This window comes from Rahnella sikkimica (genome assembly GCF_002951615.1).
Taxonomy (GTDB): Bacteria; Pseudomonadota; Gammaproteobacteria; order Enterobacterales; family Enterobacteriaceae; genus Rahnella; species Rahnella sikkimica.
The window spans coordinates 2,276,607-2,303,332 of sequence record NZ_CP019062.1 but is presented as its reverse complement, the minus strand read 5'-3'; the positions used below and the strand labels follow the sequence as shown (position 1 = coordinate 2,303,332).

Annotated in this window: 24 protein-coding genes, 2 pseudogenes and 1 riboswitch; of the genes and pseudogenes, 15 read left to right on the top strand and 11 right to left on the bottom strand. The window is 49.3% G+C overall.

What is annotated here, in order from left to right; all coding sequences use genetic code 11:
• Positions 1-65 precede the first annotated feature (65 nt).
• The 4 genes from bioB to bioD all read left to right on the top strand — a co-directional run bounded on the left by bioB (position 66) and on the right by bioD (position 3,906).
• Entirely contained in the window at positions 66-1,103 is a 1,038-nt protein-coding gene (gene bioB, locus BV494_RS10590) for a biotin synthase BioB (RefSeq protein ID WP_104922846.1), read from the top strand.
• Positions 1,104-1,105: 2 nt separating this feature from the next.
• Positions 1,106-2,257, top strand: coding sequence for an 8-amino-7-oxononanoate synthase (bioF, locus tag BV494_RS10585; protein WP_104922845.1), 1,152 nt, complete (start codon positions 1,106-1,108; stop codon positions 2,255-2,257).
• Positions 2,241-3,032: a malonyl-ACP O-methyltransferase BioC gene (gene bioC / locus BV494_RS10580; protein ID WP_104922844.1), complete on the top strand. Its 792-nt coding sequence runs from the start codon at positions 2,241-2,243 to the stop codon at positions 3,030-3,032. Before bioF ends, bioC begins: the two co-directional genes overlap by 17 nt.
• Before the next feature lie 187 nt (positions 3,033-3,219).
• Positions 3,220-3,906: a dethiobiotin synthase gene (gene bioD, locus BV494_RS10575; RefSeq protein ID WP_104922843.1), complete on the top strand. Its 687-nt coding sequence runs from the start codon at positions 3,220-3,222 to the stop codon at positions 3,904-3,906.
• Positions 3,907-3,915: 9 nt separating this feature from the next.
• Here the strand turns inward: bioD and BV494_RS10570 are convergent, their stop codons facing one another.
• A complete protein-coding gene (locus tag BV494_RS10570; protein WP_104922842.1) occupies positions 3,916-4,626 on the bottom strand; it encodes an ABC transporter ATP-binding protein in 711 nt (236 codons plus the stop codon).
• A 1,143-nt stretch (positions 4,627-5,769) separates the two neighbouring features.
• Between BV494_RS10570 and uvrB the strand changes: the two are divergent.
• The 3 genes and pseudogenes from uvrB (at position 5,770) to BV494_RS10555 (ending at position 8,808) form a co-directional block, all read left to right on the top strand.
• A pseudogene (gene uvrB / locus BV494_RS10565) lies at positions 5,770-7,775 on the top strand (excinuclease ABC subunit UvrB).
• Between the two features lie 52 nt (positions 7,776-7,827).
• Positions 7,828-8,196 carry a VF530 family protein gene (locus BV494_RS10560; protein WP_104922841.1) on the top strand — a complete coding sequence of 123 codons (369 nt, stop codon included), beginning with the start codon at positions 7,828-7,830 and terminating at the stop codon, positions 8,194-8,196.
• Positions 8,197-8,283: 87 nt separating this feature from the next.
• Positions 8,284-8,808, top strand: a complete 525-nt coding sequence (locus tag BV494_RS10555) for an isochorismatase family protein (protein ID WP_104922840.1) — start codon at positions 8,284-8,286, stop codon at positions 8,806-8,808.
• Between the two features lie 88 nt (positions 8,809-8,896).
• On the opposite strand, the gene BV494_RS10550 is transcribed toward BV494_RS10555, so the two are convergent.
• Complete coding sequence (locus tag BV494_RS10550; protein WP_104922839.1) at positions 8,897-9,805, bottom strand: gluconeogenesis factor YvcK family protein; 909 nt, start codon at positions 9,803-9,805, stop codon at positions 8,897-8,899.
• A gap of 296 nt (positions 9,806-10,101) precedes the next feature.
• A riboswitch (molybdenum cofactor riboswitch) is annotated at positions 10,102-10,259 on the top strand.
• On the opposite strand from BV494_RS10550, the gene moaA reads away from it, so the two are divergent.
• The 7 genes from moaA to BV494_RS10515 all read left to right on the top strand — a co-directional run bounded on the left by moaA (position 10,249) and on the right by BV494_RS10515 (position 14,292).
• Positions 10,249-11,235, top strand: a complete 987-nt coding sequence (gene moaA / locus BV494_RS10545) for a GTP 3',8-cyclase MoaA (RefSeq protein ID WP_104922838.1) — start codon at positions 10,249-10,251, stop codon at positions 11,233-11,235. (Overlaps the previous riboswitch by 11 nt.)
• Positions 11,236-11,266: 31 nt before the next feature.
• Positions 11,267-11,779, top strand: a complete 513-nt coding sequence (gene moaB / locus BV494_RS10540; protein WP_104922837.1) for a molybdenum cofactor biosynthesis protein B — start codon at positions 11,267-11,269, stop codon at positions 11,777-11,779.
• A 2-nt stretch (positions 11,780-11,781) separates the two neighbouring features.
• Positions 11,782-12,285, top strand: coding sequence for a cyclic pyranopterin monophosphate synthase MoaC (moaC, locus tag BV494_RS10535; protein ID WP_104922836.1), 504 nt, complete (start codon positions 11,782-11,784; stop codon positions 12,283-12,285).
• Complete coding sequence (gene moaD / locus BV494_RS10530; RefSeq protein ID WP_101077324.1) at positions 12,282-12,527, top strand: molybdopterin synthase sulfur carrier subunit; 246 nt, start codon at positions 12,282-12,284, stop codon at positions 12,525-12,527. The genes moaC and moaD overlap by 4 nt, the downstream gene beginning before the upstream one ends.
• 1 nt (position 12,528) lies before the next feature.
• Complete coding sequence (moaE, locus tag BV494_RS10525) at positions 12,529-12,981, top strand: molybdopterin synthase catalytic subunit MoaE (RefSeq protein WP_104922835.1); 453 nt, start codon at positions 12,529-12,531, stop codon at positions 12,979-12,981.
• A 118-nt stretch (positions 12,982-13,099) separates the two neighbouring features.
• Positions 13,100-13,810 carry a Bax inhibitor-1/YccA family protein gene (locus BV494_RS10520; RefSeq protein WP_013576373.1) on the top strand — a complete coding sequence of 237 codons (711 nt, stop codon included), beginning with the start codon at positions 13,100-13,102 and terminating at the stop codon, positions 13,808-13,810.
• A 197-nt stretch (positions 13,811-14,007) separates the two neighbouring features.
• Entirely contained in the window at positions 14,008-14,292 is a 285-nt protein-coding gene (locus tag BV494_RS10515) for a hypothetical protein (protein ID WP_104922834.1), read from the top strand.
• A gap of 626 nt (positions 14,293-14,918) precedes the next feature.
• Here BV494_RS10515 and BV494_RS10510 read toward each other — a convergent pair.
• The 8 genes and pseudogenes from BV494_RS10510 to BV494_RS10475 form a co-directional block, all read right to left on the bottom strand.
• A complete protein-coding gene (locus BV494_RS10510; protein ID WP_104922833.1) occupies positions 14,919-15,176 on the bottom strand; it encodes a hypothetical protein in 258 nt (85 codons plus the stop codon).
• Between the two features lie 60 nt (positions 15,177-15,236).
• Positions 15,237-15,905, bottom strand: coding sequence for a helix-turn-helix domain-containing protein (locus tag BV494_RS10505; RefSeq protein WP_104922832.1), 669 nt, complete (start codon positions 15,903-15,905; stop codon positions 15,237-15,239).
• Between the two features lie 15 nt (positions 15,906-15,920).
• Positions 15,921-16,484 (bottom strand): helix-turn-helix transcriptional regulator, encoded by a 564-nt coding sequence (locus BV494_RS10500; RefSeq protein ID WP_192938114.1) that lies wholly within the window; start codon positions 16,482-16,484, stop codon positions 15,921-15,923.
• A 119-nt stretch (positions 16,485-16,603) separates the two neighbouring features.
• Positions 16,604-16,924 (bottom strand): hypothetical protein, encoded by a 321-nt coding sequence (locus BV494_RS10495; protein WP_104922830.1) that lies wholly within the window; start codon positions 16,922-16,924, stop codon positions 16,604-16,606.
• Positions 16,925-17,007: 83 nt separating this feature from the next.
• Complete coding sequence (locus BV494_RS10490) at positions 17,008-17,232, bottom strand: hypothetical protein (protein WP_104922829.1); 225 nt, start codon at positions 17,230-17,232, stop codon at positions 17,008-17,010.
• Positions 17,233-17,572: 340 nt separating this feature from the next.
• Positions 17,573-20,685, bottom strand: a pseudogene (locus BV494_RS10485) (efflux RND transporter permease subunit).
• A 41-nt stretch (positions 20,686-20,726) separates the two neighbouring features.
• A complete protein-coding gene (locus tag BV494_RS10480) occupies positions 20,727-21,848 on the bottom strand; it encodes an efflux RND transporter periplasmic adaptor subunit (RefSeq protein ID WP_439958385.1) in 1,122 nt (373 codons plus the stop codon).
• A 360-nt stretch (positions 21,849-22,208) separates the two neighbouring features.
• Positions 22,209-25,319 carry an efflux RND transporter permease subunit gene (locus BV494_RS10475; protein ID WP_104922827.1) on the bottom strand — a complete coding sequence of 1,037 codons (3,111 nt, stop codon included), beginning with the start codon at positions 25,317-25,319 and terminating at the stop codon, positions 22,209-22,211.
• 263 nt (positions 25,320-25,582) lie between these two features.
• Here BV494_RS10475 and BV494_RS10470 point away from each other — a divergent pair, with 263 nt between their 5' ends.
• Positions 25,583-26,212 carry a TetR family transcriptional regulator gene (locus BV494_RS10470; RefSeq protein ID WP_104922826.1) on the top strand — a complete coding sequence of 210 codons (630 nt, stop codon included), beginning with the start codon at positions 25,583-25,585 and terminating at the stop codon, positions 26,210-26,212.
• An 80-nt stretch (positions 26,213-26,292) separates the two neighbouring features.
• On the opposite strand, the gene BV494_RS10465 is transcribed toward BV494_RS10470, so the two are convergent.
• Positions 26,293-26,700 (bottom strand): Spy/CpxP family protein refolding chaperone, encoded by a 408-nt coding sequence (locus BV494_RS10465; RefSeq protein WP_104922825.1) that lies wholly within the window; start codon positions 26,698-26,700, stop codon positions 26,293-26,295.
• Positions 26,701-26,726 lie beyond the last annotated feature (26 nt).

Here is a 26,726-nt window from a genome sequence, read left to right as displayed (position 1 = left end):
ACAAATAAAGAATGGTTGACGGACTATGAAAAAAACGAAACCGAATACTCTTTGAAGGAGTCGCAATGACTACCCGCACCCCATGGACGCTTGAAAAAACGCAGGCACTGTTCTCCAAACCTTTCCTAGAGCTGATGTTTGAAGCCCAGCAGATTCACCGTCAGCACTTCGATCCGCGTCAGGTTCAGGTCAGCACGCTGTTGTCGATCAAAACCGGTGCCTGTCCGGAAGACTGTAAATACTGCCCGCAGAGTTCCCGTTACAAAACCGGGCTGGAATCTGAGCGTCTGATGGAAGTCGAGCAGGTGCTCGAATCCGCCCGTCAGGCGAAAGCCGCCGGTTCGACCCGTTTCTGCATGGGCGCGGCATGGAAAAACCCGCACGACCGTGACATGCCGTACCTCGAGCAAATGGTCCAGGGCGTCAAGGAAATGGGCATGGAAACCTGCATGACGCTGGGTTCGCTGAATACCACGCAGGCGCAGCGTCTGGCGCACGCCGGGCTGGATTTCTATAACCATAACCTGGATACCTCGCCGGAATTTTACGGCAGCATCATTACTACCCGCAGCTATCAGGAACGTCTGGATACGCTGGCGGAAGTGCGCGGCGCGGGCATTAAAGTCTGCTCCGGCGGGATTGTCGGGTTAGGCGAAACCGTCAAAGATCGTGCCGGCTTGCTGATGCAACTGGCGAACCTGCCGGTGCCGCCGGAAAGCGTGCCGATCAACATGCTGGTGAAAGTGAAAGGCACGCCGCTGGCTGACAACGACGACGTCGATCCGTTTGATTTTATCCGCACTATCGCCGTGGCGCGCATCATGATGCCGCAGTCGTATGTCCGTCTTTCCGCCGGTCGCGAACAGATGAGCGAGCAGACGCAGGCGATGTGCTTTATGGCCGGTGCTAACTCCATCTTCTACGGCTGCAAGTTGCTGACCACGCCGAACCCGGCGGAAGATAAAGATCTCATTCTGTTCGGCAAACTGGGGCTGAATCCGCAGGTGTTCGAAACAGAAATGGGCGATAACCAGCAGCAGGCCGCGCTGGCTGAACAGCTGGTTCATGCCGATACCGCGCAGTTCTACAACGCCGCCGTCTGATCATGAGCTGGCAAACGCGGATTAACGATGCCGTCGCCGCCCGCAAAGAAGCGGCGGCTTTTCGTGTGCGTCAGCCGAACAACGGCGGCAGCGCACGCTTTCTGATACAGGGTGACAAACGGTATCTGAATTTTTCCGGTAACGATTATCTCGGTCTGAGTCAGGACGCCGGTGTCATTGCCGCATGGCAGAAAGGCGCTGAAAAATACGGCGTGGGCAGCGGCGGTTCCGGGCATGTCACCGGCTACAGCGTGGCGCACGCTGAATTCGAACAGCAGCTGGCGCAGTGGCAGGGCTATCCGCGCGCGCTGCTGTTTATCTCCGGTTTTGCGGCCAATCAGGCCATTCTTGCCGCGCTGATGCAGGGCGACGACCGCGTGCTGGCGGATAAACTCAGTCACGCTTCTTTGCTGGAAGCTGCTGCCCATGCGCCTTCGCAACTGCGGCGCTTTCATCACAATCAGCCCGAATCCTTGCAACGTTTACTGGAAAAACCGGTGGCCGGTGAAACGCTGGTGGTGACCGAAGGTGTGTTCAGCATGGATGGCGATGCCGCACCGCTGGCGGAACTGCATCGTCTGGCGCAATCGCACGAAAGCTGGCTGATGGTGGATGATGCACACGGCGTGGGCGTCACCGGTGAAGAAGGGCGCGGCAGTTGCTGGCAGCAGGGCGTGCGGCCTGAGCTTCTCGTGGTCACATTCGGTAAAGCTTTAGGGTGCAGTGGCGCGGCGGTGCTGTGTGATGATGCCACCGCGGATTACCTGTTGCAGTTCGCGCGTCATCTGATTTACAGCACGGCGATGCCTGCGGCGCAGGTTTGCGCGTTACAGGCCGCGCTGGCACGAGTCCGGCAAGACGACGGCCTGCGTGATAAACTGGCGGCCAATATTGCCCGTTTCCGCGCGGGGGCCACCGGATTGCCTTACCGGCTGACCGGCTCACAAACGGCCATCCAGCCGGTGATCGTGGGCGAAAATCAGCCTGCTTTAGATCTGGCGGCGGCATTGCGCGAACGCGGGTTGTGGGTCAGTGCTATCCGTCCGCCGACGGTGCCTCCGGGCAGCGCGCGGCTGCGTCTTACGCTGACGGCGGCACACAGGCCGGAAGATATCGATTTTTTGCTGGAGTCCCTTCATGGGTGCAGTCACTGAATTAGTGAACAAACAAGCGGTGGCCGACGCGTTCAGTCGCGCCGCCGTCAGTTATGAAAACGCCGCACAATTGCAGCGTGATGTGGGTGAAACGTTGCTGTCGCTGGCAGAACCCTACCTGAAAAATGCCGGGAATACCGTCGTCGATGCCGGTTGCGGGACGGGTTATTTCAGCCGTTACTGGCGCGCTCAGGGGAAAAACGTGATTGCGCTGGATCTCTCCGAAGGCATGCTGAGCCGTGCCCGTGAGCTGGATTCAGCGGATGAATATGTGCCGGGGGATATCGAGCGTTTGCCATTTGCCGATAATTCGGTCGATATCTGTTTCAGCAATCTGGCGGTGCAGTGGTGTAACGCGCTGCCGCGAGCGCTGGAAGAGATGCACCGCGTCACCCGCAACGGCGGGCTGGTGATGTTCTCCACGCTGGCCGAAGGTTCGCTCAATGAGCTGGCCGCCGCGTGGATGAAAGTCGATGGCCGTCGCCACGTTAATCAGTTCCTGACGCCCGACAAAATTGCCGAAGCCTGCGCGCCCTACCGTCATGACGTCACGTTCAGCGATCATGTCGCCGAATTCCCGGACGTGATGTCGCTGATGCGCTCGCTTAAAGGCATTGGCGCGACGCACATCAAAAATGGCCGCCTCGGCGGACTGGGCGGACGCGAGCGTCTGCAATTGCTGGAAAAACATTACGTCCGCCGCGACGGCGTTCTGCCGCTGAATTACCGGCTGGTCTACGGCATTTTGCAGGTGGAAGAACTCATTCCCCGCTGATTTACTCCTCCCCGGTTGAAGCAGGCACGATCAGCTCCCTCCCCTGCGAAGGGGAGGGTTGGGGTGGGGTATTAATGGCAGGCACGTAGTCGTTTGTAAAACCCCCTCCCAGCCTCCCCCTTCGCAGGGGAGGAGCAGGCCAAATCTCAGCACGGGTGTGGTTACCTAAACCAAAACCAGGCTTCAAATGAAAAAATACTTTATTACCGGCACTGATACTGAAGTCGGAAAAACCGTCGCCACGACCGCATTTTTGCAGGCGGCAGCGCGCGCCGGGCACCAAACCGCCGGATACAAACCGGTGGCGTCAGGTAGTGAAATGACCGCAGAAGGGCCGCGCAACAGCGACGCGCTGGCGCTTCAGGCTTACAGCACCGTCAGGCTGCGGTATGACGAAGTGAACCCGTGTACGTTTATCGAACCGACGTCGCCGCATATCGTCAGCGAGCTGGAAAACCGCCCGATTGATCCGCAGGTGTTATCCGCCGGATTGCGTCATCTCGAACCGCTGGCCGACTGGGTGGTGGTGGAAGGGGCGGGCGGCTGGTATACGCCGCTGACCGCTGATTATACGTTTGCGGACTGGGTGATTGCCGAGCAGCTGCCGGTGGTGTTAGTGGTGGGAATACGGCTGGGCTGCATCAATCACGCCGTGCTGACGGCGCAGGCCATCGCGCAAAGCGGTTTGCATCTTGCGGGCTGGATTGCCAATGACGTGCAGGAAACGGGGAAGCATCATCAGGCATACATGGCGACGCTCACGCGTATGCTGCCTGCGCCGCTGCTGGGCGAGATCCCGTTCCTGAGTGCAGGTCTGGACGTGAATCTGGGGCACTATCTGGATCTCGAACGCCTGCTTCCTTGTGGTGAATGAAGCAAGACGTCAGACCGTCAGATAATTTTTGATTAACGTCTCGTCGAGTTGCGCCAGCGTGCCTTGTGCCACGTCGCGCCCGCCGTCCACCAGACAAAACCGGTCAGCGACGCTGCGGATGAACGGCAATTTATGCCCGACCAGAAGCAGCGTCAGACCGAGATCACGGTTCAGGCGGTGAATAATATTGCCCATATTGGCCGCCATCGACGCGCTGGTGTGTTCGGTCGGTTCGTCGAGGATCAAAAGTTCTGGCTCCTGAACCAGCGCGCGGCTGATCGCCAGTTGCTGCTGCTGGCTCTCATCGAGTTCTCCCGCTTTGCGCGCGCCCATCTCTTTAAGTGTCGGAAACAGGTCGTAGACCTCTTCAGGCACGCGACGCGTCTTATTCCTGCTGGACATCATGGCGATTTGCAGATTTTCATCAACACTCATCTGCGAAAAAATCTGCCGCCCCTGAGGCACATAACCGATACCGATTTGCGCGCGTCTTTCCACCGGCAGATTTAACAGACTCTGAGGCTCTTCGTCGCGTGATTGCCAGGATATCGCTCCGCTTTTCACCGGAAGATGGCCCATGATGCAGTTCACCAGCGTGGTTTTCCCCACGCCATTTCGCCCGATCAGGCACGTACATTGACCGCGGTACAGTTCGAGATTGATATCCCACAGAATATGCTTTTGCCCATAATACTGATTAACTGATTTTACACTTAACATCAGACCTCCCTCCCTCACGGAGTATTCCGCTGAACTTCACTTTGACCGCCACTGTCATATTTCTGACATTTATGTTCCGCTGTTAATGCCGTAACACAGAATTAAATCCCGTTAATGACCGGCCAGCCTCACAGCATCAATTACAGATAAATAACCATTAACCAGTGATAAATGGGGTTAACTGCTTTTTCCTTGCACTAAAAATGACTTTGCTTAGCAAAAAACAGGGTAATCATCAGATTTCACTTTCAGGTTTAAAAAGCGATTCCGGCTACACGCAGCGCTTCCTACAGTGACACTGCAACTCTCAGGCCAAGTTTGTAAAAGTGTCAGGGAAAAGGGAGGTTACAGAGGTGTTAACAGCAGGGCGTGCGGAGATTTAGGATTATTCATTAGCGTTGTTGAGGTTTTGTGACAGCCTGTCGGGTGCGGAAAAAAGGGAACTGCACTTTGCCAGTGCTGCTCTCTCTGGTTTTGGTGCAGCCTGACGACAACAGGAAGCTAAAAAATCCTGATGAGATGCACTTTTGGATTTTGCAAGAGACATCCGACCAGAAATCTAGGCAAAATAAGCATAATTAAAGTCTGAAAAAAGGGAAAAAATAACTAAAAAAGATGCGGATCCCCTCTCCGGGGTCCGAAGTGCACTTTTTGCCAACTCCCGCAGCGCGGGGCGCGCTGAGACTTATCCACTATTCCTGTGGATAACCATGTGCATGAGCGTGAGAAAACTTGCTACAGGCGAGTCAGGGCGCGGGTTGTGCTCACTTTGCCCGTATTCGCAGCTTTTTAATGATGTTGTTTAAAATCAGTGAGTTGGTTAAAAGCAATACACCCGTAATTCGTTCGTCATAGTTGTGTCAGAATTCGTCAACCTGTGGTCAGAAAGTTAACGGATGAAAAATTTTGGGGATAATTGTCACCTGATGGTGAGAATTCTTTTTCGCAATAACCTAAAAAAGTGCAGATGTAGCAATCTGTTAAATCACCCGCGATTTTTATCGATTGGAGGCTGGTTTTATATACAGTATTATAAAGAGGTCAATTCAAGGCTGGCAAAATTCACGTAGTCTTTCATACTGTTTTTCCGTGAGCGCCCTTTGTCCGGCCTTATGCGTTTTCATTTCAGCCAGGTAGCCCGTCATGAGTAAAGAGTTCAAACTGCATTCCGAATTTAAGCCTTCAGGCGATCAGCCTGAGGCCATACGCCGTCTGGAAGAAGGGCTGGAGAACGGTCTGGCACACCAGACGTTGCTCGGCGTTACCGGTTCCGGTAAGACCTTCACCGTCGCGAACGTGATTGCTGACCTGAACCGCCCGACGATGGTTCTCGCGCCCAACAAAACCCTCGCGGCGCAGCTGTATGGCGAAATGAAAGAGTTCTTCCCGGAGAACGCGGTCGAATATTTTGTTTCTTACTACGATTATTATCAGCCCGAAGCGTACGTCCCGAGTTCGGACACGTTTATCGAAAAAGATTCCTCAGTGAATGAGCACATCGAGCAGATGCGACTTTCTGCCACCAAAGCGCTGCTTGAGCGGCGCGATGTTATCGTGGTGGCGTCAGTGTCGGCGATCTACGGTCTGGGGATCCGGATCTGTATCTGAAAATGATGCTTCACCTGACCAAGGGGATGATCATCGATCAGCGTGCGATCGTGCGCCGTCTGGCCGAGCTGCAATACGCCCGCAACGATCAGGTTTTCCAGCGCAGTACATTCCGCGTGCGCGGTGAAGTGATTGACGTTTTCCCGGCGGAATCGGACGATCTGGCGTTGCGCATTGAGCTTTTCGATCAGGAAGTCGAGCGGCTTTCCCTGTTCGATCCGCTGACCGGCCAGGTGCAGCATGAAGTGCCGCGTTTCACGATTTACCCGAAAACGCACTACGTCACCCCGCGCGAACGTATTTTGCAGGCGATGGAAGAGATCAAAGTCGATCTGGCCGAGCGCCGCAAAGTGCTGCTGGATAACAACAAACTGCTCGAAGAGCAGCGCCTCAGCCAGCGTACGCAGTTTGACCTCGAAATGATGAATGAGCTGGGCTATTGCTCGGGCATCGAAAACTATTCGCGGTATCTTTCAGGACGCGGCCCCGGTGAGCCGCCGCCGACGCTGTTCGACTATCTGCCTGCCGACGGTTTACTGATCGTCGACGAATCCCACGTCACTATTCCGCAAATCGGCGGGATGTACAAAGGCGACCGCTCGCGTAAAGAAACGTTGGTGGAATATGGCTTCCGCCTGCCATCGGCGCTGGATAACCGCCCGATGCGTTTTGAAGAATTTGAAGCGCTCGCGCCGCAGACGATTTATGTGTCCGCCACGCCGGGTAAATACGAACTGGAAAAATCCGGTGATGATGTTGTCGATCAGGTCGTGCGTCCGACCGGCTTGCTGGATCCGATTATTGAAGTTCGCCCGGTGACCACGCAGGTGGATGACCTGCTGTCCGAAATCCGCAAACGCGTGGCCGTCAATGAGCGTGTGCTGGTCACCACGCTGACCAAACGCATGGCTGAGGATTTGACCGAGTATCTGGAAGAACACGGCGAGAAGGTGCGTTACCTGCACTCTGATATCGATACCGTCGAACGCGTGGAGATTATCCGCGATTTGCGCCTTGGTGAATTCGATGTGCTGGTGGGTATTAACTTGCTGAGGGAAGGGCTGGATATGCCGGAAGTTTCTCTGGTGGCGATCCTTGATGCTGACAAAGAAGGTTTCCTGCGTTCCGAACGTTCGCTTATCCAGACCATTGGCCGTGCGGCGCGTAACCTCAACGGTAAAGCCATCTTGTATGGCGACAGAATTACCAACTCGATGGCCAGGGCGATTGAAGAAACCGAGCGTCGTCGTGCGAAACAGGAAGCCTACAACCTGGAAAACGGCATTACGCCAATGGGCCTGAACAAGAAAATTTCCGATATTCTGCAACTGGGCCAGCCGAAGACCAAAAAGAACAAAGACAAGCGGGATGCCGAAGCGGCGCAAACCTACAAATCGCTTACGCCTAAAGCGCTGGAACAGCGTATTAAGGCGCTGGAAAGCAAAATGTATGCGCACGCCCAGAATCTGGAATTCGAAGAAGCCGCCAATACACGCGACGAACTTCACGCCCTGCGCGAGCAGTTTATTGCTCTTTCATAAGGGAAAAATGCTAAAGTGCGCGGCCTGAAAATTGATAAGGAAGAGCGAGCCAATGACTGATACACCACAAAATCCCGGCGCGGTGAAAGATCCGCTGCACGGCGTCACGCTGGAAAAACTGCTGACAACGCTGGTGGATAATTTTGGCTGGCCCGCGCTGGCCTCGCAGGTCAATATCAACTGCTTTAAAAGTGACCCGAGCATAAAGTCCAGCCTGAAATTCCTGCGCCGGACGCCTTGGGCGCGCAAGGAAGTGGAAACTCTGTATCTGGATTTCATCGAGGGACATTTGCGTTCCGACCTGACGCGCAGCAAACGCCGTACGCCGTTATCCGCTGAAAAACCGCAAAAACCAAAAGTCAGTACCGCGAAACCTGCCGCTGACAGCCCGTGGAACAATCATCCGCTGACCAAAAAATAACAGCCGTTTCCACCGGTTTTTTGAACTGTGAAAAAGCCCCACGATCTGTAAAGTGAAGCGGGGCTTTTTTATTGCGCGGAGAAAAATGTGACCGGGAAAAATGTACTTATTGTGGTGGATATGCAAAACGGTGTGTTCGCATCGCCACGTTATGACCGCAGCGGGCGAGCCGCGTTAATCAACCAGCTGATTGACCGGGCGGGGCGCATCATTTTTATCCAGCACGCCGAAGGTGAAATGACCGAAGGCAGCGAATTCTGGCAGGTTTTACCGGAACTTCATCAGCCGGCAGACGCCATTTCCGTCACCAAAACGGCGTGTGATTCTTTCTACCGCACCCGTCTTGACGATGTGCTGAAAGATCTCGATGCGACGGGCTTTACGGTGTGCGGTTGCGCCACGGATTATTGCGTGGATACCACCATTAAAGTTGCCGCCAGCAAAGGTTATGCGGTGACCGTTGCCTCCGACGCGCACACCACCGGTGACAGAACCCACGCCACGGCTCAGCAGTTAATTGGCCAGCACAACGAAGTCTGGCGCGAACTCTCCGTGCCGGGAAATCCGGTGACGGTGAAAACCACCGCTGAAATCCTGGCGGACTGGGCGTAATTTCAGGCAGGTTGTTGAAACGGTGTGTATGAAAAAGGCCGCATTGCGCGGCCTTCGTCTTTCTGTATGCCACTCTATTTTTCAGAACTCAGTGCATCTTTTGCAGCACTTCTTCTACCGCCATCCGCAACATATCGCGGTCATGGCGATACGGAATATCACTGGCTTCCAGCGGGCTTTGAATGATCAGATGCGCTTTGGCACTCTCGCCCAGCGTCACTTTCGGCCCGACAATCGCCGCATCCGCGCGGCGGCCAATGCGTTTTTCGATCATGTCCAGTTTGTCGTCGAGCGTCAGCGACGCCGCCGCCACGCTCAGCTCTTTCCCCAGATTCCCGATATACACGATGTGCGCACGGCTGCGGCGCAGGGCGGTGGTGAGATCTTCCATCAGCAACAGCGGCATCAGGCTGGTAAAGAAACTGCCGGGGCCGATCAGGATAAGGTTCGCTTCGGCGATGGCGTGCAACGCTTCGCGCGTGGCCGGAACCTGCGGCTCGAGCAGCAATTCGCGCGGGATTTGCGTCAGTTTATCGACATTCACTTCGCCGTGAACCCGCTCACCGCTGGCGTCAATCGCGGCTAAATCTACCGGCTGTTCGGACATCGGAATCAGCTCAGCGTCCACTTTCAGCAGGCTGCGTACCAGATTAATCGCTTCCAGCGGACGGACGGTCAGGTGATCCAGCGCGCGCAGCATCAGGTTGCCGAGATTGTGTCCGTCCAGTTCGCCCTGACCGCTGAAGCGGTATTCGAACATCGCCGAGGCTAAGCTCGGTTCGGTGATCAGCTGGTTGAGGCAGTTGCGCATATCGCCCCAGGCGATGCCGCCCACCGAACGGCGGATGCGGCCGGTCGAACCGCCGTTGTCCGTTGTGGTCACAATGCCGGTAAGACGCGGGCCGAGCGAGGAAAGAGAAGACATCACGCGACCCAGGCCATGCCCTCCGCCTAATGCCACCACCCGGTCGAGGTCAGCTAATGTTCGATTGCGCATAAAGATCCTTGTGAAGCGGCCAGAGGTGAGAATAGTGCGTGCTCAGGGCACAATAAAGATGCAGCAGATAATAGTTTCGCCGGGAGATTTTACCTAATTTTGCAACAGGATGTTATCCCTTCGCAGCACGCTCAGCGCTTTCAAAATCAAGCGCTTTTATTATTGAAAATGCGCAATATTGTCGCGAAAAAACGTTATATATCAAAATGCATAACGAAAAACCACCTTGGCGATCCGGACTTTGGAGCGCTAAACTGTACGCCGTTACCCGAATTCTTCATCGTTCTGCACTGAACGTGTTGAATCAACTCCTAGCCTTGGTTCCTAAGTTGCCTTTCTGACGTTGTTCCCACAGAAACAATATGGAGCTCTGGCCGTGACAATCCGTCACCAGGGTGCAGGGCAGAAATGCCCGCATCTCCCGTATTTGGAAAGGTGTTAAGGTGCTTCAACTTACTGATGCTTTTGCCCGCAAGTTTTATTACTTGCGGCTGTCGATCACTGACGTGTGCAATTTCCGTTGCACCTACTGTCTGCCGGACGGTTACAAGCCGCACGGCCACAGCAATAAAAGCTTTCTTTCGCTCGATGAAATCCGTCGGGTCAGTCGCGCGTTCGCCAATCTGGGGACGGAAAAGGTGCGCCTGACCGGTGGAGAACCGTCGCTGCGCCGCGATTTCTGCGACATCATTGCCGCCGTTCGCGAAAACCCCTCGATTAAAACGCTGGCCGTGACCACCAATGGTTACCGCATGGCGCGTGATATCAGCAAATGGCGCGATGCCGGGCTGACAAACATTAACGTCAGCGTCGACAGCCTCGATGCCCGCCAGTTTCACGCCATCACCGGCCAGGATAAATTCCGCGATGTGATGGCTGGAATTGACGCCGCATTTGACGCCGGTTTCAGCAAGGTCAAAGTCAATACCGTGCTGATGCGCGATGTGAATCACGCCAGCCTCAACACCTTCCTCGACTGGATTAAAACCCGCCCGATTCAGCTGCGTTTCATCGAACTGATGGAAACCGGTGACGGCGGTGATCTGTTCCGCAAACATCATGTTTCCGGCGAAGTCTTGCGCGAGCAGCTTATCCGTCAGGGCTGGCAATTGCAGATTCGCTCTCGCAGCGACGGCCCGGCGCAGGTGTTCAGCCACCCGGATTATCTGGGCGAAATCGGCCTGATCATGCCGTATGAAAAAGACTTTTGTGCCAGCTGCAACCGCCTGCGGGTGTCCGCGATCGGCAATCTGCATTTGTGTCTGTTCGGCGAGCAGGGCATTCCTCTGCGCGATTTACTGGCCGATGACCTCCAGCAGGACGATTTGATGGACAGGATCCAGGGCGGTCTCAGCCGTAAAAAACAAACGCACTTCCTGCATGAAGGCAATACCGGAATTACCCAGAATCTGTCGTTTATCGGCGGCTGAGTCCGGCATTAATCGTTTAAGGAGCAAACTGATGAGCAAAGCCAGCAAAGAATTTTTGCCTTTATCTGTCGCGATCATGACGGTATCTGACCGCCGCACCGACGCGGAAGACACCTCCGGGCATTACCTGAAAGAAGCCGTGACCGAAGGCGGCCACCACGTCGTGGCGCAGCAAATTGTTAAAGAGAGCATTTACAGCATTCGCGCCGTGGTTTCTGCGTGGATTGCGGATGAAAAAATCCAGGCCATTCTGATCAACGGCGGCACCGGTTTTAATGCCGGAAATAATACGCCGGAAGCCCTCAAGCCGTTATTTGACCGTGAAATTGAAGGTTTCGGCGAGCTGTTCCGCATGGTCTCTTTCGAAGATATCGGCACCTCGACCATTCAGTCGCGCGCCATCGCCGGTCTTGCCAATCAGACGGTAATTTTTGCCATGCCGGGTTCAACCCGCGCGTGCCAGACTGCCTGGGAAAATATCATTGAAGCGCAGCTCGACGCCCGTCAGGGTCCGTGCAATTTCACCCCACATTTGAAGAAATGAGTATGTCTGAATTAACCCACATTAATGCGTCCGGTGATGCCCACATGGTGGACGTTTCCGGCAAAGCCGAAACGGTTCGCGAAGCCCGCGCCGAAGCTTTTGTTGAGATGGCAGCCCAAACGCTGGCGATGATCATCAACGGCAATCATCACAAAGGGGATGTTTTTGCTACCGCGCGTATCGCCGGAATTCAGGCTGCCAAGAAAACCTGGGATTTGATCCCGCTGTGTCATCCGCTGTTGCTGACCAAAGTCGAAGTCAGTCTCGAAGCGCAGCCGGAACATAACCGCGTTCGCATCGAATCCCGTTGCCGGTTAAGCGGCAAAACCGGCGTGGAAATGGAAGCACTGACCGCGGCTTCTGTCGCCGCGCTGACCATCTACGACATGTGCAAAGCTGTTCAGAAAGATATGGTGATCGGCCCGATCCGTCTGCTGGAAAAGAGCGGTGGTAAATCCGGCGACTTTAAAGCGGATAGTCATGCGGAAAGTAAGGTTAAAATATGATCGACATTTTATTCTTCGCCCAGGTTCGTGAGTTAACCGGGACGTCCAGCCTGCAACTGCCGGCTGATTTTTCCACCGTGGAAGATTTGCGCAATTCCCTGACCGGACGCGGCGACCGCTGGGCGCTGGCGCTGGAATCCGGCAAATTGCTGGTGGCGGTCAATCAGACGCTGACCACGATGGCGCATCCGCTGGCGGCGGGTGATGAAGTGGCGTTCTTCCCGCCTGTGACCGGAGGCTGAGATGGACAGGACAAAAATTATTGTTGATGCCGCCCCATTTAACGTTGGCGAAGAGTACCACTGGCTTGCGCAATCAGACGCCGACGGCGCGGTGGTGACATTCACCGGTAAAGTGCGCAATCATAATCTGGGCAGTCATGTGACGGCACTGACGCTGGAACATTATCCGGGCATGACCGAAAAAGCGCTGGCGGAAATTGTTGAACAGGCGCGCGCGCGCTGGCCTTTGCAAAGTGTTTCTGTTTATCACCGCGTCGGGCCGATGTATCCGGGCGATGAAATTGTGTTTGTCGGCGTCACCAGCGCTCACCGCGGAATGGCGTTCGAAGCCAATGAATTTATTATGGACCAGCTGAAAACGCGCGCACCGTTCTGGAAGCGCGAGGCAACGGAAGAGGGCGACCGCTGGGTTGATGCCCGTGACAGCGACAAAGTCGCGGCGGCGCGCTGGTAAATGGTGCTTCAACCGCACCGACTCCTCCCATGCTTTTCTCGCCAACTGTGATACGCTTTAAGAAATCGGGAGGCCGTCTTGGCCTCATTATTGTCCTCCATGCAAAAGGGTAATCATCATGGATCGATATCCACGTAGTAACGGTTCAATTGTTGAACGCGCAAATACGGGCATTCAGGCGTACATGGCGCAAGTGTATGGCTGGATGTTCTGTGGCTTGCTGCTGACGGCATTTGTCGCCTGGTATGCTTCCGGCTCCGAAAAAATCATGAGTTTTGTTTTTTCCAGCCAGATTACGTTCTTTGGTTTGATCATCGCGCAGCTGGCGCTGGTCTTTGTGATTTCCGGCATGGTCAATCGCCTGAGCGGGACGGTCGCCACCGGCCTCTTCATGTTGTATTCCGCCCTGACCGGTCTGACGCTTTCCAGTATTTTCCTCGTCTACACCGGTGATTCCATTTTCGGGACATTCATTGTCGCCGCTGGGATGTTTGGTGCGATGAGCGTTTACGGTTACGTGACCAAGCGTGACTTAACCGGCATCGGCAGCATGTTGTTCATGGCGCTGATTGGTCTGGTTCTGGCATCGCTGGTGAACATGTGGCTGAAAAGCTCGGGTCTTGCGAACATCATTTCCTACGCTGGCGTGCTGATTTTTGTCGGTCTGACTGCGTATGACACTCAGAAGTTGAAAAACATGGGTGCGCAGTTGTCGGCAGATGACCGTGATAATTTCCGCAAATATTCCATTGTGGGCGCACTGACGTTGTATCTGGATTTCATCAACCTGTTCCTGATGCTGTTACGAATTTTCGGTAACCGCCGGTAATTGTTTTTGATTTCAAACTTTTTGAAAGGGGCGCTGAAAAGCGTCCCTTTTTTTATGCGAAGTATTTAGTTGAATAGTTAATAAGCGAAACTAATGAATAATTAAATTGTATGCAATATATGTATGGCACAAATAATACAGCAATATAAAATTAATGAGCAATAAGATGGAGGCAGACATATAAGGAGGATAGAAAAATGGTCATGTGGCTATCAGCAATAATCATCTTTTTAATTCTGATTTTAATCTTGATGCGTCTCGCAGCAATAAGAGAGCTTAATACCTTTAAAAAGGAGGTACAGCGAGAAATTGAAAAAGCGAGCGACGAGGGATACCGGGAAGGGGTGAGATTTGTATCAACGGGCACGAAACAAATTTATGAGGCTCTGATAGAAAATAAAAACGAAAATATAGACCAACTTTTACATGAGTTAGAGGTTTTAAGGGCTATAGAAAATCATCATAAAACAGAAGCTGCTTAACAAGTCCTGAAGCACTAAAAAGGGTGCTTTGCATCCTTTTTAGCAAAAACATTTAAAAATCAGACAAAATATAAATTAAGACGGCATTAACGAAAAATGATGAGAAAAAAAAGCCCCCAGCGACAGGAGGGGACGAAAGGTTGGGATAGTCAATATTGAGTTAATTATTAAGCACTATTCACCATTATTTTAGACAGGGTGTAATGGTAAATTGAGCACCCTTGCGGGCTGAGAAAAACATACACCCTAAAATATCATTCAAACAAGCCGTGTAAGAACCCTAAAAAAGACAAATGAAATTTACTCGAAAGCACTCAATGGCAAAAACGAACAAATAAAATGCGTATGCGATTTATGGGCAAACGTAATGCCTGGTTCTTATCCGTAACATTGATGGATAACATATTTAAAATATCCAGAGGTGGAGAAGTGAATTTAAAATGTTCAGTGAAGCAATCTTTCCCATTGGTTTTATGGTGTCAGTTGTTTTTGAATAAGAAAAATGATGAAGGTAAGTATTTATTTTCACATGACGATTTTAAAAGTAGAAACCATAACAGCAGGTGGAGATGTGTTTTAGTATATAAATATCCACGTCGTAGTATAAGAGTTTTAATGGGTGGCGATTATTTAACACTATTTAATAACTTATACCAATTTTCTATCTCAACGTGAGTGATATATAAAAGAATTTCACCGAAACAATCGTTGGGGCCGTAGCGAGAACAGATAATGCAAGGGTAGCAGTCAGGTCTGTCCTGATAGACAGTTTCTGCTATGTCCTCTGCAGAGAAAATATCAAGAGAATAATACTTAGATAACCATGCCATGTAGTCATTTTCATTTCTAAGTACTATGAGTTCATCATTTTTGAAAGTTTTCACTTAGAATGATCCTTTTTTTATAAGTTTATTTCTTTGGCTGCTATATCAATTCCTGTAATTTTACCAAAACTTGTTAGTCGGCAGTTGCCTTATTGAAAGTAAGTACCCATTAAAAACATGTATATGGAAACTTTCTTTTAACTTGCTTAAAATCTGCAAGGTCATACTTCTGGATATCAAGGTTCTTTGTATAATGAATTTAGATAGTTTCAATTTCATTCGAATATGTTCAGGGAGTTTCATTATAATACTCAATAGAAAACAAATTTCACTGTAAGCCTCTCTTCCGGACATATTGTCATAATAAGAAATGTATTTATCAACCTTTTCATTTTGTAATGTCATCAAATCGCCCCAGCCTTTTTGATCGGAAATGATAGTCCTGAGGTCGCTGACGTATTGGGAGGAAATAACAGAGTCAATGTCTGTTACGATGGCATAATTTTTATGGAAAAAGGCCCCTCCAACAAGACCGAAACTGGTAATGTCTGTAACAGGAAAAGTTCTGATATTATCGTCTACTCTTATCAGGGAAGCACATCCGCTAATCAGCCAATGACACAATGGATTATTCATTTCATCGATGAGTGGAATGATGCTCTCGCTTTCATATGTTTGATAATTCAATTCATTGTATATGGTTTTGAATATAATTTCATCAGTTAATATTTTTTCTGAAAATACATCTTTTTTCATAATGGTCTCAATGCCTTTTTTAATGAGTTTCATCCAGACTTATTGAGGTTAATAAAATAACAGTTCGGTCAGGTTTTTTACCCCAAATTTCTTTATCGCTCTTGTCTTATGCAGACTTATCGTTTTTACCGGCATTTTTGTTAATGCAGATATGATCTTCGGCGTATCTCCGGTACACAGCATGGATAATATTTTCATTTCTTTCATTGAGAGTTTGGCTGAGGGTGTGTTAGCTTCTGAGGGTATTTTTCCAGGCATTAAAAAAAGTGAAATTTGATGGAGGATATCGGCAATTCTCCCGTTTTTATCTATGTTTTTTGGCGTGATAAACGTTTTTCCCGACAGTAATGTTAGCCTCTTACTTCCCGTAGGTTCCCAGGTAATCACCTTCTCTTGAGCAAAGTAAGTGGGAAAGTCAGCAAGCAACCCCAGCCAGTCACCAATATTCTCATCACATCCCTGAATTCGTGTGATAATGCGATCGAATTTTGTATGTGACAATGAATCTTTAAGAGCATGTATGGATGTTACTATCTCTATTTCTTCAGTTATTAGCCCACATCTTCCGGATAAAAACTTTAATCCTTCTGCCGAATAAATGTCGTTTTCCATGATTATTATTTTCATTTTTTATCTCTCATTATAGCGTTGGTTTGGCTGTGTGAAGTTTTTCCTATAAGTTTTCTATAAGATAAAAGAGTGATGGCAAGCAAATTTATATTCATATTCAGCTAAAGAATCTGGCGTAATTTCAACCCATGAATTAAAAAAGTATGAGTTTTTGTTTTCGACATTCCCTTTGTGTTGTAATAAGTTATTTCTTTGATCGAGAAATTATTTTTCTTGCAGTCAATCACATCTTTAGATATCGACAGTGTTTTGCCTTTATTGTCTGTTGTTTTATACCAAAGAGTTGGGAATAGAGGAGGGCTTACAATGGCCAATGCATAGGATTGATTACCTGACGGAGATTTTGCCAGATAAGTCCAGTTGGCGGCATGACTATTCAAGCTAATGAAAAATAATACAAAAAAGAGTTTTTTTGGACTCATGTCGGGATGCCTGAAATGATGGTAATAAACAATGTTAAGAATTAAGGGAATGGATACAGGATTATCACCCTGCATCCATATTTTTATTTAATATTAATCAGTGCTGTCATTTTACACGTTGCCATGACAGTGGTGCCTCGTGGTGTAATGACCTGAACCTGATCACCCGATTTTTTTCCTTCGCAAGGTTTGACCAAATGTTCATCAAAATTCTTTTTTTCTTGTTCAGTCTTTTGATCTGCAGCTTGTGCAAATGATGAAACAACAGCACTGGCTAAGAGGATAGTTAATAGTGTTTTTTTGAACATGAGTAATTCCTTTCGTTGATGAGTAAATAACAGTATTGATTTTACGTAAACTAAGCGCGCATACCTTACTGTCTGAGAATATATGTTTATTATGTAAAGGCAATGTTTGCTGAGGTGTAATAGTGGTATGAATATTAAATTGACTAATCTATGACTATGTTTTCTGAAAATATATCTTTAAAGCCGCGTTAATCAATAGTACGGGCAATTTTGTATCGGAATCATTAAAAAACATCGGGTTATTTTGATAAATCCATCCTGGTTAAAGGGTCAGGGAATCAAACACAAGTAAACTCCCATTTAAGAGAGTTTGCTTGTTAGTATCGAGAACGTTGTATTATTAATCGTTTGTCTTAGAAAACCGTTTTCTTACCACGACAAAGAAAAGAGGGACAAGGAAAATTGCCAGTAACGTTGCCGAAAACATCCCCCCCATAACGCCGGTACCAACGGCATTTTGTGCACCAGATCCTGCACCTGAACTGATCACGAGCGGTAAGACGCCTAAAATAAAGGCCAGTGAAGTCATCAGTATCGGACGCAGGCGCATACGCACAGCCTCCAAAGTAGATTCAATCAGCCCCTTACCCTCTTTATCCATCAAGTCTTTCGCAAACTCGACGATCAAAATGGCATTTTTTGCGGATAAACCAATTGTGGTTAATAAGCCAACCTGGAAGTAAACGTCATTATTCATTCCTCTGAAGGTCGCAGCCAGCAATGCCCCGATGACACCCAATGGAACAACCAGCATGACTGAGAAAGGTATTGACCAGCTCTCATAGAGTGCAGCAAGGCACAGGAATACGATAATTAATGAAATAGCGTAAAGCGCAGGGGCCTGGTTGCCAGACAGTCGTTCCTGATAAGACATTCCTGTCCAGTCATAACCAATGCCCGTGGGAAGCTGGGAAGCCATCTTTTCAAGCATCGCCATCGCTTCACCCGTACTTTTCCCCGCAGAGGCTTCCCCTAAGATCTCCATAGAAGGTAAACCGTTATACCGCTCCAGCCGTGGGGAACCATATATCCAGTGCGCATAGGAGAACGCGGAGAAAGGCACCATCTGGCCCTCACTTCCGCGAATAAACCAATTATCAATATCTTTAGGCAACATGCGATAAGGGGCATCGGCCTGAACATAAACTTTTTTTACGCGGCCATGATCAATGAAATCGTTTACGTATGAACCGCCTAATGCAGTGCCAATAGTGTCATTAATATCTGAGAGCGAAATGCCCAGCGCCTGTGCTTTTTCCTGGTCGATATCCAGCTTGAACTGTGGCGTATCTTCCAGCCCGTTTGGACGTACCCGTGTGAGCAATTCCGGATGTTCTGCAACCATTCCCAGTAACTGATTACGTGCCTTGGTCAGTTTGTTATGCCCAAGGTTGGCCTGGTCGATCAGTTCGAAGTCAAATCCCGTAGCCGTCCCAAGTTCAATAATGGCGGGGAGATTGAAAGGAAACACCAATCCATCTTTTATTTGGGTGAACGCTTTTGTTGCACGACCAACAATCGCAGCGACACCATTCACTTTACCCGGGCGTTCTGACCAGGGTTTCAGACTGATGAAAGCAAGACCCGAGTTTTGCCCGGAACCACTGTAACTGAAGCCGTTAACGGTAAAAACCGAATCGACGTTGGCGTGTTCTTGGGTCAGATAATAGTGCGTTACCTTATCCAGAACCTGTTGGGTGCGGGCCTGAGTGGCACCTGCAGGTAACTGCACCATCGTCATAAATACGCCCTGATCTTCTTCCGGCAGGAACGACGTTGGAAGCCTGAGGAACAGGACCGCCATACCCACGACAATCAATCCGTAAATCAGCAGGTAGCGGCCAGGATTATTGAGAATGTTGGCCACACTGTTGGTGTAATGGTGACTACTTTGATCGAATTTGCGGTTAAACCAGCCAAAGAAACCTTTATCCTTACCGTGATTTTTCCCTGACAGTGGTTTCAGAATGGTTGCGCATAACGCAGGTGTCAGGATGAGTGCTACCAGTACGGACAGGGCCATTGCCGAGACAATCGTGATAGAGAATTGCCGGTAGATAGCCCCTGTAGACCCGCCAAAGAATGCCATCGGGATGAATACCGCTGAGAGCACCATCGCGATACCCACCAGCGCCCCCTGGATTTGTTCCATCGATTTCCGGGTCGCTTCTTTAGGCGCTAAACCTTCTTCCGCCATCACACGTTCTACGTTTTCAACGACCACAATGGCGTCGTCGACGAGCAACCCTATGGCAAGCACCATACCAAACATGGTCAGCGTATTAATCGAGTAGCCAAAGGCAGAAAGAACAGCAAAAGTCCCCAGGAGAACGACGGGTACAGCGATAGTCGGGATGAGTGTCGCGCGAATATTTTGCAGGAATAGATACATCACTAAAAATACAAGTACGATCGCTTCAAACAGGGTTTTAACGACTTCGTGAATTGAGATTTTAACGAAGGGGGTTGTGTCGTAGGGATAGACAACTTTTAAACCTTGCGGGAAATAGGGCTGGAGATCGCTCAGCCTCTTTTTAATCGCAGTCGCGGTATCCAGTGCATTCGCACCGGTAGCCAGTTTGATACCTAAGCCAGCGGCTGACTGGCCGTTGATTTTGGATACGATGTTGTAGTTTTCCCCTCCAAGTTCAATTCGCGCGACATCTTTCAGGCGGACCTGCGAGCCGTCTTTATTGACTTTGAGCAGTATGTTGGAAAATTCTACAGGGTCTTTCAGCCGCGTCTGCGCAATGATTGAGGCATTTAATTGCTGGTTAGGAACCGATGGCGTGCCTCCCAACTGCCCGGCAGCGACCTGATTGTTTTGTATTTTCAGCTGACTGACAATATCAACCGGTGTCAGCTGATATTTATTCATGGAATCGGCATTTAGCCAGATACGCATAGAGTACTGGGCACCAAATAGCTGAACATCGCCCACGCCGTTAGTGCGGCTGATGGGATCCTTAATATCTGAGGCGACGTAGTCTGAAATATCATCCTGACTAAGGTTTGGATTGTCGGAAATAAAACCGGCGACGAGCAGAAAACTACTACTGGATTTTTCTACACTGATCCCTTGCTGTTGTACTTCGGAAGGAAGTAAGGGCATCGCCAGCTGTAATTTATTCTGGACCTGAACCTGAGCAATATCCGGATTCGTCCCCGAATTAAAGGTCATGGTAATCGTAACGCCACCTGCGGAATCGCTCGTGGAGGACATATACATCAGATTATCGATGCCGTTCATATTCTGTTCGATAATTTGAGTCACAGTATCTTGCACTGTTTGCGCATCGGCACCCGGATAGGTTGCCGTGATCGCCACGGCAGGTGGAGCGATTGTTGGATACTGCGCAACAGGGAGTTTTAAAATTGCTAACCCCCGGCGAGCATTAAAATAATTGCCAATACCCAGGCAAATATTGGGCGCTCAATGAAAAACTTTACCATTTTAGAGGATTACCTTGTTCGCTGATGATATGCCGTGGTGTTTATTGCTCGTTAGGCATCAGTTGATCTGGATTGACTTCCTGCGCCTCAACGACGACACCCGGTTTGGCGACCTGTAATCCGCTCACAACAACCTTGTCGCCTTCTTTAAGACCCTGAGTTATCAGCCACTCATCACCAATAGCTTTTGCCGCAACCACATTGCGAACCTCGATTTTTTGTTCTGCATTCACCAGCATCACCGTGGCATCTCCACGAGGATTACGCGTGACGCCTTGCTGCGGAACTAACATGGCGGCATTTTGTATCCCTTCAGCTATGCGTGCCCGCACGAACATCCCCGGAAGAAGATCATGGTGAGGATTAGGGAACAACGCGCGAAGCGTGATGGAGCCTGTGCTTTCATCGACAGTAATGTCAGAGAATTCCAGATGGCCTTGCAGGGGATACATCTGCCCATTCTCTAAAATAAGGTCCACTTTGGCTGTTTGTTGATTCGTTTGCAGACTGCCCTGAGTGACTGCCTGCTTAAGATTAAGAAAATCATTACTGGACTGTGTTACATCGACATAAATCGGATCAATTTGCTGAACAGACGCGAGGTCGGATGCTTGCTCTGTGGTGACCAGAGCACCTTCCGTCACTGAAGATTTTCCAATGCGACCACTGATGGCAGAACTGACTTTGGTATAGGCGAGGTTTATGCGTGCGGTTTCAACAGATGCCTTTGCCGCTGTGACAGTCGCTTCAGCCTGTTGGGCGTCAGCTACAGCAGTATCGTAATCCTGCTGGCTTACGTACTGGGTGGCAAGTAATGGCTTATAGCGCTGGACGGTAAGGTGTGCAATCACTGCAGCCGCTTTGGCTTTTTCCTGATCCCCGACTGCACTGTCATAACTTGCCTGATAAGGTGCGGGATCAATCTGGTACAAGGATTGTCCTGCCAGCACATCGCTTCCCTCTGTGAAGTTACGCTTCAAAACTATGCCGCTCACCTGGGGTCTGACTTCGGATATCCGGAAAGCGGAAGTGCGTCCCGGAAGATCAGCACTGACTGCCAATGGTGCGGTTTTCACCGTAATCACACTGACTTGAGGTACCGGCTTGCCGGACTTTGGGTTGCTGTTGTCGCATCCGGTGATCGTCAGGCTTAAAGCAATCATCGCTGGAATGATCGCCCGTGTTATTTGTTTCTTCATTATTATTCCTTAACATTCACATCTGAACGAACCTGCGAAGAGGTTTGATAAAAAATTCCCACTCATTCCAGGGTGAAAAATTAACGACCTGCAGAATGAGTTTTCATGATCGTGAATCAACGTTATAAATAACGTTGAAATTTAATTGTCGCTTCTACACATAGGCATTAACTATCACGTTTTATAAATATCGAAAACACCCATTAAAGGACTAAAAAAACACTTCCAATAAAATAGGTTTTTAAATTATCCGAAATAACAGTGTTGCGAATGACCATAATCCCGTATTCCTGATAGTAATAATTTGTTGTAAATGATTTGGTGTTAATTTTTCTTCGGACGTTGTTTACGTACAGCGACAAAAAATACAGGCACCAAAAAAATCGCCAGCAGGGTGGCCGAAACCATTCCCCCCATGACACCGGTTCCGACAGCATTTTGTGCCCCCGAGCCTGCGCCTGTGCTAACCACCAATGGCAATACACCTAAAATAAAGGCCAGTGACGTCATCAGAATGGGACGTAAACGCATCCTGACGGCTTCAAGTGTGGCATCAATCAGCTCCCGCCCTTCTTTGTCCATCAGGTCTTTGGCGAATTCGACGATAAGAATGGCATTTTTGGCTGATAAACCTATGGTCGTTAACAGGCCTACCTGGAAATAGACATCGTTATTGAGGCCTCGCATTGTCGCGGCCAGAAGTGCGCCCACTACCCCAAGGGGGACGACTAACATGACGGAGAAAGGTATTGACCAGCTCTCGTAGAGTGCCGCCAGAGATAAAAAGACGACCAGAAGAGAGATTGCATACAAGGCAGGAGCCTGATTGCCCGATAACCGTTCCTGATAAGACATCCCGGTCCAGTCATAGCCAATGCCGGCGGGGAGTTTAGCGGCAAAACTTTCAAACAGATTCATGGCTTCGCCGGTGCTTTTCCCCGGTGTCGCTTCTCCCAAAATTTCCATCGATGGCAGACCATTATAGCGTTCCAGACGCGGAGAGCCGTAAATCCAATGTGCGGTGGAAAACGTCGAAAAAGGCACCATTTGCCCGAGGTTTCCGCGGACGTACCATGTATTGATGTCATCGGGCAGCATGCGGAAAGGCGTGTCGGCCTGGACATAAACTTTTTTGACGCGCCCGTGGTCGAGGAAGTCATTAACATAAGTACTGCCCAGCGCGGTCGCGATGGTTTGATTGATATCAGAGACTTCAACGCCCAGAGCCAGTGCTTTTTCCTGGTCTATATCGAGTTTGAATTGCGGCATATCTTCCAGGCCATTAGGCCGAACTCTCACCAACACATCCGGGTGTTTAGCCACCATGCCAAGAAGCTGATTTCTCGCCTGGGTTAATTTTACGTGGCCCAGATTGGCCTGATCGATTAATTCAAAATCAAACCCTGTCGCGGTCCCGAGCTCTGTTATCGCTGGCAGGTTGAATGCAAATACGCGACCATCACGGATGCGTGAAAAAGCCTGCGTCGCGCGGCTCACAATAGCCGCCACTTCATTTTTCTTTCCCGACCGCTGATCCCAGGGTTTCAGCCGTACAAAAGCGAGACCGTTATTTTGCCCCTTACCACTGAAACTGAAACCGTTGACGGTGAAGACTGATTCTACGTTGGCACTTTCCTGCGTGAGATAGTAATGGGTGATCTCATCCATGACTTTTTCTGTTCTGGCCTGCGTTGAGCCGGCAGGGAGTGTCACCATTGTCAGGAAAACCCCCTGATCCTCTTCGGGTAAGAATGAGGTTGGAAGGTGAATAAAAAGAATGCCCATGACAACGACTATCCCGGCATAGATAAGTAAGTAGCGCCCTGTGTGATTGATGATCCCCGCGACGCTGGCTGAGTAGTGTCGGGTACTTTGGGCGAATACTCTGTTGAACCATCCGAAAAAACCCTTCGTTGTTCCGTGGTCCCCTTTTGGGACTGCTTTAAGCAGGGTCGCACAAAGGGCAGGGGTCAGGATCAATGCGACGAGAACGGATAATGCCATTGCGGAAACAATAGTGATGGAGAATTGGCGGTAAATGACCCCGGTTGAGCCGCCAAAAAAAGCCATAGGAATGAACACCGCGGACAACACCATGGCGATACCGACCAGTGCGCCCTGTATTTGTTCCATTGATTTTTTGGTCGCTTCTTTCGGTGATAACCCGTCCTCTGACATCACCCGTTCTACATTTTCAACCACGACGATGGCATCATCGACCAGCAAACCGATGGCCAGAACCATGCCAAACATTGTCAGCGTGTTGATGGAATAGCCAAAGGCAGACAGGACGGCAAATGTGCCCAACAGTACAACGGGCACAGCAATTGTCGGAATAAGGGTCGCGCGAATATTTTGCAGAAACAGGTACATCACCATGAAGACCAAAATAATGGCCTCGAATAATGTTTGTACGACCTGTTGAATCGAAATTCTGACAAATGGCGTGGTGTCGTAGGTATAAACAATCGTTAACCCTTTAGGGAAATAGGGTTTGAGTTTTTCCATTTCGACTTGTACAGCTTTGGCTGTATCCAGCGCATTGGCACCGGTTGCCAGCTTTATTCCTAACCCCGCTGCCGGCTTTCCGTTGTAGCGGGCAATAATATTGTAATTCTCACCGCCTAATTCGATTCTGGCGACATCCTTAAGCTGAACCTTTGCTCCGTCAGGCATGACTTTAAGCTGAATTCGTGAAAATTCAGCGGGGTTTCTGAGTCGTGTTTGCGCGATAATTGACACATTGAGCTGTTGATTTTTTACCGAAGGCAGGCCACCGAGTTGGCCTGCCGCAATTTGGTTATTCTGTACTTTCAACTGATTGACAACGTCCAGAGTCGTCAACTGATATTTATTCAGTTGGTTAGGATCCAGCCAGATACGCATCGAGTACTGTGCGCCAAATAGTTGGGTATCACCCACCCCCGCCGTCCGGCTGATAGGGTCTTTAATGTTAGAAGAAATATAATCGGCAATAGCATCCTGAGACATACTGTTATCAGTAGAAATAAAACCGGCGACCATCAGAAAGCTACTGCTGGATTTCTTCACACTGATGCCTTGTTGCTGTACCTCCTGAGGTAACAACGGCATGGCAAGTTGTAGCTTATTCTGGACCTGAACCTGAGCAATATCAGGATCTGTTCCCGAATCAAAAGTGAGCGTTACGGTAACACTGCCCGACGAATCACTCGTCGAAGACATATACATCAGGCTATCCAGCCCGTTCATATTTTGTTCTATTACCTGTGTAACCGTATCTTGTACTGTCTGAGCATCAGCGCCGGGGTAACTGGCTGAAATAGCGATAGCGGGTGGCGCAATCGTCGGGTATTGCGCGACCGGAAGTTTGAGAATGGCCAGTCCCCCTGCAAGCATTAAAATAATGGCAAGCACCCAGGCGAAAATAGGGCGCTCAATAAAAAACTTAACCATTTTTACACATTACCTTATATGAGAGAGGGATCTTAATTTCACCGAATAAGCAAAAAGATGGCAATTACCAGCTGTTGTCAGTTAATCACAACGATAGAGCATAAAGAAGTCACCCTGATAGTCCATTAAAAGACCCTTGGCTAACCCTTTGTAAAATTGAAAATAATACCTTTATCAGGTAATAAACACTTGAGTTATACAGTTCAAGAGATTTAAATAATTAAATCTGCATACAAATTCTTTCTGATAAAGAAATATCATTTATGTCAAGAAAAACGAAAATTGAATCTTTGAAAACAAAAATGCATTTGCTGGATGTTGCCATAGAAGAGTTTTCAACGCGAGGATATGCCGCAACAACGCTGATGGATATTGCTGGCTCAGCAGGCGTAACACGAGGAGCCATTTATTGGCACTTCGAAAGCAAAACGGAATTATTCAATGAAATATGGTACAGAGAAAAACCCATTTATAGCCAGATCAAAGGTGATGAATTAATCCTGCCTGGGAGTAACCCTCTCGCTGAATTGAAAAATTTACTGATCAATGGCATTAAGTTGGTTGCTGCAGAGCCAAAGCAGAGGGATTTAATCAATATCATTCTCCATAAATGTGAGTTTACCCAACCTATGTTGAGTAGCCAGGATATCCGGAAAATGATTTATATCAATCATCAGCGAATGGAAATGATGCTGGATGCGTGTAAGGACAGAGAACAGCTTCCTGCGAGCTTGAACAGCAAACAAAGTGCAGATTTAATTTGTGCATATTTTACGGGTGTGTTTGGAAACTGGCTGGCCTATCCGGGTGTCTTCAATTTATATCGTGATGCTGAACGTATTGTTTCTCAACTAATATATATGCTGAATTATACTGACAATGATCACGTTTAAAAATGAATGCAAACGGCATGAAGAGGGGAAATGTTTTTTCGATAAATCTCCCCAGATGGGTGGGGAGATTACGTACTGATTTAATACATTGCTTGTTGTTTCATCATGGTTTGCAACTGTTGTTTCTGTTCCTTAGTCAGAACCTGGCTGACTTTGAAAATATACTGGGCACGGTCATAACTCGCCTGTGCCTGGATATTCCCAATATCGGCGAGTTGTTGCTTCGCTGCCTGTTCATCCCATTTCCCAGACTTGATCATATTTAAGATTAAGTCCTTTTTTACGCCATCGACATTGATGCTGGAAAGTTCATTTTTCGTTGTTTGCTGCAAATTTTCAATCTGCTGTTTTTGCGCATCAGTCAGATGCAGTTTTTGTGCTAAATACTCTCCTTGTGACGCGGGGGCCGGTGCTGTTGTGGTGGCAAAAGATGCGCTGGCAAACATCAGGCAGCTTGTTGTAATAATGACTTTAGCATATTTATTCATGATATTTCTCTTGGTGGTGGTTTTAG